Annotated in this window: 11 protein-coding genes; 8 read left to right on the forward strand and 3 right to left on the reverse strand. The window is 62.8% G+C overall.

The features are described 5' to 3' along the window. Window positions 1-310: 310 nt before the first annotated feature. The 3 genes from LUM46_RS25450 to LUM46_RS25460 form a co-directional block, all read right to left on the reverse strand. A complete protein-coding gene (locus tag LUM46_RS25450) occupies window positions 311-901 on the reverse strand; it encodes a helix-turn-helix transcriptional regulator (RefSeq protein ID WP_274998021.1) in 591 nt (196 codons plus the stop codon). Between the two features lie 626 nt (window positions 902-1,527). Beyond that, a complete protein-coding gene (locus tag LUM46_RS25455) occupies window positions 1,528-1,911 on the reverse strand; it encodes a GTP cyclohydrolase IIa (RefSeq protein WP_274998023.1) in 384 nt (127 codons plus the stop codon). Next, window positions 1,898-2,968 (reverse strand): hypothetical protein, encoded by a 1,071-nt coding sequence (locus tag LUM46_RS25460; RefSeq protein ID WP_274998024.1) that lies wholly within the window; start codon window positions 2,966-2,968, stop codon window positions 1,898-1,900. The genes LUM46_RS25455 and LUM46_RS25460 overlap by 14 nt, the downstream gene beginning before the upstream one ends. Window positions 2,969-3,581: 613 nt before the next feature. Here LUM46_RS25460 and LUM46_RS25465 point away from each other — a divergent pair. From LUM46_RS25465 to LUM46_RS25500, 8 genes are all read left to right on the forward strand, one after another. Then, window positions 3,582-3,743: a hypothetical protein gene (locus tag LUM46_RS25465; protein WP_274998025.1), complete on the forward strand. Its 162-nt coding sequence runs from the start codon at window positions 3,582-3,584 to the stop codon at window positions 3,741-3,743. A gap of 197 nt (window positions 3,744-3,940) precedes the next feature. Continuing rightward, window positions 3,941-4,393, forward strand: a complete 453-nt coding sequence (locus LUM46_RS25470; protein WP_274998026.1) for a hypothetical protein — start codon at window positions 3,941-3,943, stop codon at window positions 4,391-4,393. A 442-nt stretch (window positions 4,394-4,835) separates the two neighbouring features. Next, the gene (gene mobF / locus LUM46_RS25475) at window positions 4,836-8,351 is read left to right on the forward strand and encodes a MobF family relaxase (RefSeq protein WP_274998028.1); all 3,516 of its coding nucleotides are present in this window, start codon (window positions 4,836-4,838) and stop codon (window positions 8,349-8,351) included. A gap of 699 nt (window positions 8,352-9,050) precedes the next feature. After that, window positions 9,051-9,863, forward strand: a complete 813-nt coding sequence (locus tag LUM46_RS25480) for a nucleotidyltransferase domain-containing protein (protein WP_274998030.1) — start codon at window positions 9,051-9,053, stop codon at window positions 9,861-9,863. Between the two features lie 2 nt (window positions 9,864-9,865). After that, window positions 9,866-10,513, forward strand: a complete 648-nt coding sequence (locus LUM46_RS25485) for a Cap15 family cyclic dinucleotide receptor domain-containing protein (RefSeq protein WP_274998032.1) — start codon at window positions 9,866-9,868, stop codon at window positions 10,511-10,513. A gap of 23 nt (window positions 10,514-10,536) precedes the next feature. Beyond that, window positions 10,537-11,274 (forward strand): DUF6414 family protein, encoded by a 738-nt coding sequence (locus LUM46_RS25490; protein ID WP_274998034.1) that lies wholly within the window; start codon window positions 10,537-10,539, stop codon window positions 11,272-11,274. Then, on the forward strand, window positions 11,264-12,460 hold the full coding sequence (locus LUM46_RS25495; protein ID WP_274998035.1) for an AAA family ATPase: 1,197 nt from the start codon (window positions 11,264-11,266) through the stop codon (window positions 12,458-12,460). The genes LUM46_RS25490 and LUM46_RS25495 overlap by 11 nt, the downstream gene beginning before the upstream one ends. Continuing rightward, the gene (locus LUM46_RS25500; RefSeq protein ID WP_274998036.1) at window positions 12,457-13,680 is read left to right on the forward strand and encodes a TIGR02391 family protein; all 1,224 of its coding nucleotides are present in this window, start codon (window positions 12,457-12,459) and stop codon (window positions 13,678-13,680) included. Before LUM46_RS25495 ends, LUM46_RS25500 begins: the two co-directional genes overlap by 4 nt. Window position 13,681: the final 1 nt, after the last annotated feature.

Below are 13,681 nucleotides of genomic sequence, written 5' to 3' on the forward strand. Positions count from 1 at the left end.
GCTGCCTCGATGTCGAGGCGGGCAGCACGGCCAACGGGGCACGCCTGCACCTGTGGGACTGCGGCACCTGGGACAGCCAGAAGTGGACCACCACCTGATCTGATTCAACGACGACGTCCGGGGGGCACCACCGTTGTCGGTGGTGCCTCTCGTCGCGTCGTAGTTCGACCTGGGTGCCTCCGTGTGATGCCTATCCAGGCTGCGAGGGGTGCTTTTTTCCATTGCGGTCGGTGCGGTGTTGGGCTGGTCGGGAGGACAACGCCACCGTCATTGAGACGGGTCGGCAATGATGCAATTCCGGTGCATTGGCTCATCGGCTGGTGGGTGCTGGTGTAGCTGCCTGTGTGAGCGTGTGTCGCCAAGCCCTCATGTGGTCGATGGCCTGATCCGGCCCGTGCACGACGAACGGCGCGCCGATCGCCACGAGGCAGAAAGCTGCCCAGTCCAGCGACTCGGCTGCGATGTGGACCTCGCACGAGCTCTCGTCGATCGGCTGGACCGTGCCGTAGTGCACGATCTCGGCCCTGATCCGCTCGACGGGCGCACGTACCGTCGCGTGCACGCGGTAGCGCGACGGCAGGTCGCCGATCCGAGCCTGGACGAAGGCCGCGGCGTCGTCGTCGGGCAGGGGGCGTGGTGCGAACCGGTTCCCGGTGCGGCGCGGCTCGGCGACGCGGTCGACCCGGAACGTGCGCCAGTCGGCACGGTTCAGGTCCCAGGCAACGAGGTAGAGCCGGTTCTCCGCATTCACTATCCAGTGCGGCTGTGCCGTCCGCCGAGACTCCTCGCCGCTGCGGGGTCGGTAGGAGAACACCACGGCGTCGGCGTCACGGCAGGCGAGGGCCAGCGTGGTGAGCGTGGTGATGTCATCGATCGCGGCGCGGTGGGAGACGTACGCCACGCGCGAGCTGACCTTCGTTCACTCGACGCTCATGGAACGACGGTTCCGCGGGGACATGCTTCGAGGTGCGCGCGAGGCTCCACGGGCGCGCCCCTGCGGATCGGGTGAAGCGGACATCTTGGCTCCAGGTCCTGGCCCTGTCGCGAGAGGCTGAGGGTCAATAAGGGCTACTCGGCGCCGCTTCCAGCCCTCCAGAATGCACGAAGCCCAGGTCAGAAACACTCTCTGACCTGGGCTTCCGAACTCTGAGCGGGCGACGGGAATCGAACCCGCGTAATTAGTTTGGAAGCCTTGCCGGATGGCGATTGGATGATGCTGGTCAATCGGCCGAAAAAAGCCGCTGACCTGGTCTTACTGTAATGCTGGAGTGCGTTCGTGTGGGGTCGGGACTGGCCCTAATTGGCCCTAACTAGGGCCAGTTTGGCGGAAGTTAGGGCCAATAAGGGCCCATCCGGCGGTTCGCATCACGACCGGCAGGCCTCCTTGTCGGCGAGGCGGCGTGGCCTCGCGTCGGATGGCGACATCGACTGCCGGGTCGAAGGCGAATGGCAGACATGTGGACGGCCGTCGTAAGGACGCTTGATCGACTACTTGCGTGCCCGGAGCGCGGGCGAGCGTTCTGTACCTCAAATTAGGTACGGATCGATATGGATTCTTGCCTTGCCAGATGTTTTCGCAATTCGGAGAGCGGTTTGCGCCTGCGAAAGAGTTCCGCCTAATCCTCCCGAGAAGTCGACATCATGTCGCGCGCGCACCTTGTCGAGCACCTCAAGAACACTGGGGATGTCTGAGGTGGAGCACTCGGCCAGTACGGAGTCTCCCCCGATCGCGAGGACTGATATCCCAGCGTTAGTTAGCTCAGTTCCCATGCGCTCGAAGAACGAAGTCAGTTCGTTTGACCTTCGGACATATTCCGCCGGGTCGTCGAGCCAGATGGCATGCTCCAGCCGCGCTCCGATGTTGTCTCCGTCGACAAGAATGAACACCTGCTGCTGATCATCGTGGGTCATAAGGTACCAGTTCTACGGAGTTGGGTAAGAGTGCGCCGAGGGCAAATACAATGGCCACTGGCCCATGGATAAAGAGCCGACCTTGTGCACGACTGGCGTCGTCTCGAGACTCAACAAACTTCTTCCATTCGTTCACCACAGCGGCGACTATCGCTTGATGAGAAACGGTAGAGTCGGTGTGCAATGATGCTTCGATCAGGATCTCGCCGCCACAGCGATCGCGGTCCTCGACTGCGTAGCCCGTCGAGGGGTCTCCGGCGTTGGCGGCACGTCTGGCCTTGGCGATAGAAGCTGGATCACCGAAGAGGTTCACCACGATCGCACATCGGTTCTGAAGTTCTGGCTCGGGCTGTCTTATGGACTGGTGTCCCGTCACTCTGACCCCTTGGGGTGCTGGGGAAGTCGCGGGCTGGAGTACCCAGCGGTGATGGGTCAACTCGATTACGTCGTCCTCGAGCGTCGTAGAGCCGTGGTCGAACTGGTGGATTCGAATGCGGCCCAAGCCGCCGAAGGGCATCGCGTTATCGTCTCCCCGGCCAAGCGTGACCCGCGCTAATTGATACGCGCTAGGGAAATCGCACCTCAGGTAGAAATCAATGGAACCGACTTGCCAAGCAGATTCCTCGGAGAGTCGCTCTTGCATGACTCGCTGCGCGACTGTTATGCGCGCGTTGCGATCGGCTTTAGGTGCGAGGTAGTTGCCGTTGACATAGAACAATTTGAGGTGCTTGTCCCTATGTCGGTCGACGAACCCCTGCATCCTCAGGTTCTGTGCGAGGTCGTCCGGTGTTGCGCTAAGGAAGATGACGACGCCGAAACGAGTGCGAACATTTAAAGCAGTCCAGGCTATCGCGAGAATAAGGAGTCCTAGAATCGCGATCACGGCGAGGGTGATATTTCCGCCTGGAACGAGCTTGAGTAGTTCCGGCAGTGTGCCTGCAACCAGTGCAGAGCCAAATGCGCCGGCGATAACGAGCCAGACTCCGGGTTCGCGACCCAGCCAAGTTGTGACTCCTCGCAGCCAACTGCTTATCAGATCGGCGGGTCTCCGTGGCATGCGCACACGCTAGCGCGGGACGCTCGCGCGGTCGCACGTCATGGTGATGCGGCGACTACCGTCCCTCCCAGTTAGCGCGGTGGTTTAGGAGCGTTTGCTCCGTGGCGCGGCCAGCCGACTACCAGTTCGCATCGCATGGCGCTCGTGCCTGCGGGCGAAGACCCGTCAACGTTGGGTCGCTGGGCGCTGATGACTGGGGCTACGACCAGGTGTGGTCCGGTGTACTCCTCCAGGATGGCTTCCATGATGACTTCGTCGGCAGGTTGGCCGAGCCAGGAGCTTGTGCGGCGTCGGGTGCCGACGGTGCGGAAGCCGGCCAGGCGCGGATGGCGGCGTTGTTGTTGGCCAGGACTTCGAGGCGGCACGTTACCCCCGAGGGCTGGATCGACTGGACCAGCGACGAGCAGACCATCCGCGACAGCCTTGCATGGCCGATCGAAGGCGTCCTGTACGACGTCGAGAGCGCCTTCTGGATGCCAGCCTGGGGCGAACGGCCGGCGACCAAGGCCGCTGAGATCGAGGCCGCCCGGCACCACCTGACCACGGCTCCGCAACTCGTGCCGGTCTACGGCCCCGCTACATCCCAGCAGCACCGGAGCCCAGTGGCGCGCTGGTGTTCTCCGCCTACCAGACCGACGTCATCTACTACGGAACTGATCTCGCCGACTACTGCGCCCACGAGCTTATCGGTGAGACGACGGGCCGCACCCACCACCGCCGAAGCGCGTTCTGGTCTGACCTCGTCGGCGGGGCAGGCGGCTTCGAGTTCTGGTGATCGTGGGGCAGACGCGGAGTGCCGTACGACTGAGGAGGAGCTCGCGTGCGCCACCGGCGAGTGGCTCCCCGCGGGTGAAGACCTGCCTGAGACGTTGCTCTTGAAGTGCGCGCTTGGCTACGGTCTCCGGGTTCTGACCTGTCGTGGAGGCGCTCCGCTGTCCGCCGGGAGCGAATCAACCTGCTTGAAGTGAGTGGATGATGATCAACCGGTACGGCGGGTTTGGACCCGGTAGCCTCGATGCGCAGATGTACCGGACTCGCCGGGCCAGCTGGATGGCGACCTTCGGCATGGTGTGCGTTTTCATTCCGGTCTTCGCTGCTCTTGATGGTCCGGGTGCCGGAGTGGTGGTGCTCCTTACCGCCGTGTCGATCACTTCTGGTTTCAAGACCTCCCGGTACCTGATGAGCGATGTCCCATGGATCCGACAGCGCGCGCGGCTTGGCGTTCGGCGCAACTTGTGGATGGCGGCGTTGGCGGGTGTCTTCGTTGCGGTCCTCGCTGTGCAGGTTTTCCTGATCAGGACCCTGGGTCCGTGGCCTGCCGCGGCCATGGCACCCGTTGCGTTCGTGGTGGAGTTCCTCCTGGCGCGCGAGTCACTCGGGGCAAAGCAGCCTGGAAAGCTACCTCAGAATCCCAGTCCGCTGTAAGCGGGAGTGGACCGCAGGGGAGAGCCCGGCCATGAACGGGGCCACCGCGTTGGACGTTCCAGAGCATGCCGCCCGAGATCAGCGCATAGCGCCAGAGCGATGATGCCGTCATCCCCCGGGGAGGGCGGCGTTTCGCATGCCCCGGGGGAGGTTGCCCGCAAACCCGGAGGGATCCCGATTCCTCGCCTCCGGGTACCTGGCAGCACACGGTCGACGGGCACGTAACGACGGGCACGCACGCGACGACGTAAGCGTGCGATGGACACAACGGCGCGACGGACGCGACTGCGTGGCTAGGTAGCTAGGGCAGGCGAGCGGACAGGCGGCGGTCCCGCGGAACCGCCCGACATCGGGTCACGCCTCTTGCAGATCGAGGCGCCTAGAGCAATTCAGCCCGCCTTGGGTGCGGGCTGCACACCTCCTGCTGGGAGGTGTGCGGCGTATGGCTGTGACGATTGCCGTGATGTCGGGCGGGGACGGGTACTCGTATTTCATGAGGTCGGTCGCGGCCGGAGATGGCGACCGGTCGATGAGTACTCCGTTGACGCGGTACTACGCCGAGACGGGCACGCCGCCCGGCCGGTGGATGGGTTCCGGTGTCGCGAGCCTTGGTTCGAACGAGCTGGGGCGCCTGCTGGTAGGGGACATGGTGACCGAGGAGCAGATGGCCCGGTTGGCGGGCAAGGCCCTGGACCCGATTACTGGGGAACGGCTCGGCCGCGCTTACCCGGTGTACGGGCCCAGCGCGGGCGGTAAGTCTCGGCGTGCGGTGGCGGGGTATGACTTCTCGTTCGCGCTGCCGAAGTCGGCTTCGATCTTGTGGGGTGTGGCCGATGCCGGGGTCCAGGAACAGATCGTGGCGATCCACCACGCGGCGGTGGCCGAGGTGTTCGCGTTCATGGAACGCGAGCTGGCCGCGACCCGGACCGGAGCGTCTGTCGCCGGGAACGCGACAAGCGCGGCAGGGGAGGGTGGCGCGGTGGCGCAGGTCGGTGTCACTGGCCTGATTGGCATGGCGTTCGATCACTGGGACTCACGGACCAATGACCCGCACCTGCACACCCACGTCGTGGTCTCCAACAAGGTCAAGACCGTCCTGGACGGGAAGTGGCGGTCCCTGGACGGGCGGGGGCTGCACGCTGCGACGGTCGCGATGTCGGAGCTGCACGAAGCGATCGTGATGGACGACCTGACCCGCACCTTGGGTGTTGGGTGGGAGCTGCGGCACAGGGCTGGGCAGGGCCGCAACCCGGGCTGGTCGATCAAGGGCGTCCCGGATGATCTGATGGCGGCGTTCTCGCGCCGGTCGGCACAGGTCAACACTCGCGCTGACGAGCTGATCGCGGAGCACGTCACGAAGTACGGGCGCCGCCCCAGCAGGCCCACGATCAACAAGTACCGGCAGCGGGCCAGCCGGGAGACCCGCCCGGACAAGACGCACCACTCCCTGGCCGATCTGGCCAGAGCGTGGCGGCTGCATACTGCCCAGGTTCTGGGCCGCGACCCCGGTACGTGGGCCGGCGACCTTGTGTCCAAGGCGCCGCCTCGAGTGCTGCGGGCCGATGACGTCCCGCTGGACGTGATCGATGACCTTGCCCGGATGGTGGTGATCGTGGTTTCGGAGAAGCGGCCGACGTGGCGGCGCTGGAACCTGTACGCCGAAGCGGCCCGGCAGACCAAGGCCCTGCGGTTCGCCTCCGCGGATGACCGGATGGCCGTGCTCGCGGCGATCACGGACCGGGCCGAGGGCGGTTCGGTGAGGTTGACGCCGCACGACCTGGCCGTCACCCCCGAGGAGTTCCGCCGCCCGGACGGAAGTAGCATCCTGCGACCGAAGGACTCAGCCCTCTACTCCTCGCAGGCCCTGTTGGACGCCGAAGCACGGCTCCTGGACCGGGCTGGCACCCGCACGGGTCCGACCATCAGCCTGGATGCGGTCGAGCACGCCACCACCGCGGGCGGTCCCGGTGAGCGGACGTGGGTGGTCTCGGGCGAGCAGGCTGAAGCCATTGCCCGTGTTGCCGTCTCGGCTCGGCAGGTGGAACTGCTGGTCGGCCCGGCAGGAACCGGGAAGACGACCACCATGCGCGCCCTGCGTGCCGCATGGGAGTACGAGCATGGGTCAGAGTCCGTCGTCGGGCTCGCGCCGTCGGCGGCTGCCGCAGCGGTCCTAGCCGAAGACCTGGGCGTCGCGTGCGAGAACACGGCCAAGTGGCTCTACGACCACGTCCACCAGGCCGGCGTGTTCCAGTCGGGGCAGCTGGTCATCGTCGATGAGGCCACGCTCGCCGGGACCCTGAGCATGGACCGCATCACCGCACACGCCACGAAGGTGGGGGCGAAGGTGCTGCTGGTCGGTGACCCGGCCCAGCTCCAGGCCGTCGAGGCCGGCGGAGCATTCGCACTCCTCGCCGCCACCCGGGAGGCCGAGGACAGGGTGCCGGAGCTGACCGAGGTTCACCGCTTCACTCACACGTGGGAGAAGCATGCCTCCCTCGCGCTACGCCACGGACACGATGAAGCGATCGACGCCTACATGGACCACGGACGGGTCCGCGACGGCGACGCCCAGGACATGGTCGAGACCGCGTACACCGCGTGGCAGGACGACCTCGCAGACGGCAAGACCTCCGTGCTCCTAGCCTCGGACAGCGAGACCGTCCGGGCGGTCAACGAACGCGCCCGCACCGAACGCCTCCAGACCGGCGCCACCGATCCCGGCCGGGCCGTGCGGCTCGCCGACGGGCTCGACGCCTCGGCAGGGGACGTGGTCATCACCCGGCGCAACGACCGCCGCCTGCGAACTAGGAACGGCTCGTGGGTGCGTAACGGCGACCAGTGGACCCTCGTGAAGGTCCGCAGTGACGGGTCGGTCGTCGTACGCCGACCCGAAGCCGAGTACGGCAACACGGTCGTGCTCCCAGCGACGTACGCGGCCGAGCACCTAGACCTCGGCTACGCGGTGACCACCCACCGCGCGCAAGGGCTCACGGTCGACACCAGCCACCTCATCACTGGGCCTGGGATGACCCGGGAGAGCCTGTACGTCGGCCTGACCCGAGGCCGGGAGAGCAACACGGTCTATGTCATCACCGACACTCCTGTGGAGATCACGCCGGACGACCACGAGGACCCCACACCCCGAAGCATCCTGGCCGGGATCGTCCGCACGGTCGGAGCCGAGAAGTCCGCGACCCAGGTCGGCAAGGACGAGGCGGAGCGGTGGGGTTCGGTCGCGCAGCTCGCCGCCGAGTACGAGACCCTGGCCGCAGCCGCACAACGCGACCGCTGGACCCGACTGCTCCACCAGTGCGGCCTCCCACCCCGGGACGCGGACCAGGTCATCACCGCACCCGCGTTCGGAGCCCTCACCGCCGAGCTGCGCCGCGCCGAAGCAGACGGCCACGACATCGAGAGCGTGCTGCCCCAGCTCGTGGCCCAGCGCGGTCTGGACGACGCCGACGACCCGGCAGCGGTCCTGCACCACCGCCTCACGACCGCCACCGCGCGACCCGTCCGCCAGGACGGACTGACCATCCAACGACGCCCACCCCGACGAATCGCGGGCCTCATCCCAGAGGCCGGTGGACCCGTGACGAGCGAGTACCGGCAGGCCCTCCAGGAGCGGGCAGCGCTGATCGAACAACGTGTCACCGACCTCGTCCAACGCGCCATCAACGACCATGAGCCCTGGCTCGCCACGCTCGGTCCTGAACCAGGCGAGACCGGAGCCCGACACACATGGAACAGCGCTGCACGCATGCTCGCCGCCTACCGGGACCGTTACGGCATCACGGGCGGCGCACCGCTCGGAAGCGAGCCAGTCAGCAGTGACGTTCAGGCCATCGACGCCGCACGTGCTGCTGCTGCGCTGCGTCGAGCGAGCCGCTCCCGGACCGCACAGGCCCGGTGGCGGGCAGCCACTTCTCGTTACCCCGCTACGCCACAAATCGGTTGAAAGGGCTGGCTGCTCGATCGGCACCGGTAGTGAGTAGGCACGGGTTTGGTTCGCGTGGTGGGGTCGACGTGCGGGTATCACGAGTTTGGCTGTCTAGCTCGCCCATGGCTGCCCGGCTCGCTGACCTCATGAGCGACTGGCGCAACGAGGGCTACACGACCACTGATGAACTCGACGCTGTGCTGTCCGTAGCGGCGATGGCTACCGGGTGCGACTGGACAACTGAAGAGTCTTCCAAGACGTCGAGTCTCCGTGTCAACCGTCATACCTCGATGAACCGAGCGCTAGCGTCGGATGCCGCGCAGCGCGGGTGACGCGTGGGGTAACTATTTCTCATGGCGCGAAGACCTGCCCACACTGTCTCTAGTCGCGCTCGCGGACTGTGTATCTGCACGCCTGTGGCCCACTCCTCTGTGGTAGACCGGTAGACACCACTGCGCCGTAGCACTGGACGGTCTTGGTGAGCGACGGGTCCCTCGTGGAAGACGCTGGTTTCAACCTGCCGTCGTCGGATGGCCCACGGCAGTGGACCTGGACACCCGCGTAACCGCTTGTTCACGCTTGACGTTTCGGTCATTCACGTCATACTCAGGCACAGGAAATGAGGCCGCTGCAATGACAGCATTGGATGACAGACTCGCGGGTTGGACTGGCCCATCGAGTACGACTGAACAGCAAAAGCAGACCCGAACCGAGCAGATGATCCGCGACGCGATCAAAGCGCACGGACCGTTCCAGGGTATGTCGTCGCTTGTCTACGCCAAGGGCTCGTATGCCAACAATACCAATGTCAGAGCTGACAGCGATGTTGACATAGCCGTTGAGTGCACGGAAGCGACATATTGGGGAGAGCAGACGCCCGGAGCACATCCCCCGCTTGGAAAGTACACCGGCGAATGGACACCCACGAAACTTCGCCGTGAACTCGTTGCTGCGCTCAAGGCCAAGCTCGGAGACGACGTTGACACGAGCAGCACGACGGCGATCCAGGTGCACTCAAGCGCTGCCCGGGTTGAGGCTGATGTGGTCCCATGTTTTAGATATAAGCACTACCTCTCTGCGACGAACTATCGCGAAGGAGCGAAGGTGTTCCGGACCGACGGAACAGAGGTGATCAACTATTCTGCGCTGCAACTAGCGAAGGGTCGAGCCAAGAACAACAACACCAATGGGGCATTCAAGAAGACGGTTCGGATCCTCAAGCGACTGGAAAACGTTATGGTCGAGGGCGGGTATCACCGTGAAGTGCCGTCGTTCCTGGTCGAGTGCCTCGTTTACAATTGTCCCGACGATCACTTTGGGCGCTCTTCATGGACCTCTGTCGTCAAGGGGGTCCTGGGGCATATCTACGTTTCGCTGGCAAGCGAAGCGGAGCCGATTAACCAGGGTAAGCGTTGGCTTGAAGTCAGCGAGGCGAAATACCTATTCGCTGACGGCAAGAAGTGGACGCGGAAGGACGCTCGCGACTTTGCGTACGCCGGCTGGAACTACCTCGGTCTGGGGAAAGTGTAGCGATGGGGCGGCCAACAGCACTGGCACGCGTGGTTGCGTTGGCAATCTCTACCGTTTATTCGGTCGTGCTGTTTGTTCTTGGCGTCGAACTTCCCGGTTGGTGGCGACCATTTGTCTCGTTCTTGCCAGCACTCGTGGTAGCGGGCTTGGTTGCATGGGACCTCTGGATCTGGCGATGGCCGGTAGTCCAACAGCTCGTTCGTCGTCCAGACCTTCGAGGGCTGTGGCGTGTATCTATGACACCTCATGCCGACTCTGATATTCCGAAGGGCGGCAATCGGGGACCGATCCCCGCATTCTTAGAGATTAAGCAGAGCTTTTGGTCCATCCATCTTCGGCTGTACTCGGAGCAGAGCGGGAGTAGAAGCACTGCTACGTCATGGCTACCATCTTACGAGAGCTCCGTCGACTATCTGACCTTTACCTACGACAACAAACCCAAGGTTTCTGAGTCGCACCGCAGTATGCGCAGTTCAGGCGCGTGCAATTTGACGCCGACCTCGCTCAGGCCTGAAGAGGTCGAAGGCACCTACTTCACCGACCGCTTCACCAAAGGTGACATGAACCTTGTCCTCGTCGACCGGACCTCAGGATATCCGTCATTCACCGCAGCATCAAAGTACGCCGATTCGAAAGGGGGAGGGGTGTGAGTAAGAAAGAATCTCAAGGGTCGATGATCAAGATAGTTTACTTCGACGAGGAGTCCGCTTCAGACTACCTGGATATTTCTGCTGGTGGAAAGGAGGAATCCACGAGCGAAAAGATCAGAGAGCGCTCGAAAGAGACGCACGCCAAGGTGGAAGCCAGCGTAATCGCAAAGCTGAGTTGGCTGCCTTTCCTCGGCGCATCAGGCGATGCCAACGCGGGTGCTGGAGTGTCCGCGACTGGGAGCAGCATCCTTAGTAAGACTCTGTCGAACACGATCCTCACTGACTACATCTCGATGGCTGCTGAGGACACTCGGATCGTGCAGTTACGCGAACTGCGAGTCACTGCTCCCAAGGACTCGATGGCCTACATGAAGATGTTCACTCCATACATGGTCGCCGCCAAGATGGAAGACGACGTGGTTGACCTTGCGCGACTCGACGACGCTCTTGCAGGTGCGAAGGGGTACTACGAACTGCTAGGCGAAAATTCCGACGGCTTGAAGCGTGTGCTCCGCTTCAATATCAAGGCGTTCCGGAACAACTACGGGCTAGCTGACCTCGGTCGAATGCAACTGGTATTCCACGGCATCCGTGTGGGGAACACTACGAGCCAAAGTTTCAGCATCGATGCTGAGCTATCGGGCGATTCGGATGACGAATCAATCACTGCCGTGGACATTGTCAACGACACGGCCTCGAATGAGGCGGAACCTTTGGACGTCTACGATGTGATTCTCGCGGGAGTCGAGCATGCCGAGTAACACGACCACGCGGGTCACCATCTACTATGGACCACTGTCATGGTTCAAAGAGCAGTTGGGGAAAAAGAGTTGGGACAGTCTTCTTGAGATTGTCTACGAGCGTGACGAAGCCAGCCGGCACATCACTCACGGGATCGCCGGCCAGGATGAGCCTGCCACCGAGGAACCTGTTCCGGGGCCGAACTGTGTAGCGGCCGAATCAAGTGACTATGCAAGCCTGCAAGAGCACGTTATTACGAACTTCGCCGGGCTGATCCGTTCGATTGACCCGAAGCAATTGCATCTGCACAACCCTCCCGCCCACGTCCACGCGCAGTTGGCACGAACGTTTGCGAACACCGCCGTCAAGAAGTATGAGTACCCCGTCGTCACGCGAGACACGCTCATCCGATTCCGCGACGGCTTCAAGGAGCACCTCGTCGGCCAGGAGGGGGTGAGGGAGTCGCTGCTTGCAGCGCTCTACCCGCTCACTACTGGGAGACGCACGAAGCCTGTCGTTCTAATGTTCTACGGCCCATCCGGGGTTGGGAAGACCGAGACAGCCCAGTTCGTGAATGGCCTGCTTGAGGGCACGCTACTACGCAAGCAGTTCTCGATGTTTCATAGCGATAAGTTCGCATCCTACCTGTTTGGTGGGACCCACTCGGAGGCCTCTTTTGCGCACGACCTGTTAGACCGCGACTCGGGCGTGATCCTGATTGACGAGTTCGATAAGGCTAACGCTGTCTTCCATAGTGCGTTTTATCAGGTCTTCGACAGCGGGGTATTCGAGGACAAGAACTATACTGTCGAGCTTGGGCCGTCGCTGGTTATCTGCACGTCAAACTATGGCTCGGAGGATGCGGTTCGCCAGGCCCTAGGTGACGCGCTCCACTCCAGGTTCGACGGCATGGTCCGCTTCCAGCCATTGTCAAAAGAAGAGATGGTAGAAGTGATCAACCGGATCGTTGATGATCGCTTCACCAAGCTTGCTCCTGACGAGCAGGAACGGCTGGACCCGGACGCCATCAAGTCGCTGCTCCATCAGCGGGCCGCGAAGACCGGCAACGTCCGGAGGCTTGGCAAGTTGATAGATGGCGTCATTGCACTATTGCTCGTCCAGGCGGTGTTGGACGAGCAAGCCGCACTTCTCGACGCCCCCATCAACCGTGTACACGTGAGCCAGGAGACCGAGCCGACCCAATGAGCACACTCTCCATAACCGACAAAACCGTACTTGAAGCTGTGCTCAACATGAGCGGCGGATACGTTCTCGACTTCACGAACGCGACTTTTGCCAACTTCTTTGGTGAACTGAAAGTCGACATCTACGACGATGAGAAGTACCCGGGGTTCGGCGACTCCAAGGCGAACCGGCTTCGCGCCCTGTGGAAGAGCGGAAGTAACGCCGAGGTTTCGGTGTCACTCCATGCCCTCGCGGACTACATCGCAGCCAAAAAGGAGACGGCCGACGACTGGGGATCCTGGCTGGATGACATCACCGACGAGAAGCTTGCCCGTATGCGCAAGATTGCCAGCGGCCTCACTGGCGTGGTGCCGGCTGGGTCTCAGACCGCCGCGGCAGCGGCTCTGGCTGTTCCACTCGCACCGCCACCGACGCCAGTCGCCATCACTACCGAAGCGACGGTAACGAAGAACAAGATCGAGATCGAGATTCACGAGGACATCTACGGCCACATCAAGCGTTACCTCGACACCGAGGACTACTTCCATGCGGTCGAAGAATCGTACAAAGTTGTGCGCGAGAAGCTTCGGGAGATTACCGGTTCCGAGAAGGCAACTGACGCGGTAAGGCAAGCGAATTTTGAGAAGCTCTTTGGGCACCAACCGGCAAACGATGCCGAGAGTGACTTCTTCGACGGCGTCAAATACCTCAACATGGCTATCCAGTTCCTGCGCAATGAGAAGGCGCATACGCTCGCCACCGCGGTTGAGCCGAACCTCGCCATCCACTATATCTCGCTTGCGAGCCTCGCTTACGACCTCATAACGCGGTACGTAAGCCAGGAGTCGATCAAGGAGATCGAGCAACTCGTCTACGACAAGCGTGACAGCTACGGAACGGTGTCAGCTTTCCTGCGGGTCTATGAGGACGCAAAGTGGCTCAACGAGGTGAGCTTTCCCACCGCGCTGAAATCGGTATCGGTTCGTCGCGCGCTCAAGGACAAGTGGCTTCAGGAAGCTGACTTCACGGTGAGTTGGGCTCACAGCACCGTGCAGTTTATGCGGTTTGAGCTTGTGGTCGACGAACTCACCGCCGACGACATCGATCGGTTGCTCGACCTGCCGACCGTCGACAGTTACGGCAACGACCAGATGGACGGTCTGGACCAGTTCCTGCGATACGTGGATCAGAAGGATCCGAGCAAGCTCTCCGTCAAGGCACAGACGCGGATGCTGATCTGAC

Source organism: Promicromonospora iranensis, assembly GCF_028994805.1.
Taxonomy (GTDB): Bacteria; Actinomycetota; Actinomycetes; order Actinomycetales; family Cellulomonadaceae; genus Promicromonospora; species Promicromonospora iranensis.

What these genes read in the sequence shown, in the direction of transcription:
- LUM46_RS25455 (WP_274998023.1), bottom strand. Translation starts at nt 1,911, where the DNA reads ATGACCCACGATGATCAGCAGCAGGTGTTCATTCTTGTCGACGGAGAC.
- LUM46_RS25495 (WP_274998035.1), top strand. Translation starts at nt 11,264, where the DNA reads ATGCCGAGTAACACGACCACGCGGGTCACCATCTACTATGGACCACTG.
- LUM46_RS25490 (WP_274998034.1), top strand. Translation starts at nt 10,537, where the DNA reads ATGATCAAGATAGTTTACTTCGACGAGGAGTCCGCTTCAGACTACCTG.
- LUM46_RS25485 (WP_274998032.1), top strand. Translation starts at nt 9,866, where the DNA reads ATGGGGCGGCCAACAGCACTGGCACGCGTGGTTGCGTTGGCAATCTCT.
- mobF (WP_274998028.1), top strand. Translation starts at nt 4,836, where the DNA reads ATGGCTGTGACGATTGCCGTGATGTCGGGCGGGGACGGGTACTCGTAT.
- LUM46_RS25500 (WP_274998036.1), top strand. Translation starts at nt 12,457, where the DNA reads ATGAGCACACTCTCCATAACCGACAAAACCGTACTTGAAGCTGTGCTC.
- LUM46_RS25470 (WP_274998026.1), top strand. Translation starts at nt 3,941, where the DNA reads ATGATGATCAACCGGTACGGCGGGTTTGGACCCGGTAGCCTCGATGCG.
- LUM46_RS25480 (WP_274998030.1), top strand. Translation starts at nt 9,051, where the DNA reads ATGATCCGCGACGCGATCAAAGCGCACGGACCGTTCCAGGGTATGTCG.
- LUM46_RS25460 (WP_274998024.1), bottom strand. Translation starts at nt 2,968, where the DNA reads ATGCCACGGAGACCCGCCGATCTGATAAGCAGTTGGCTGCGAGGAGTC.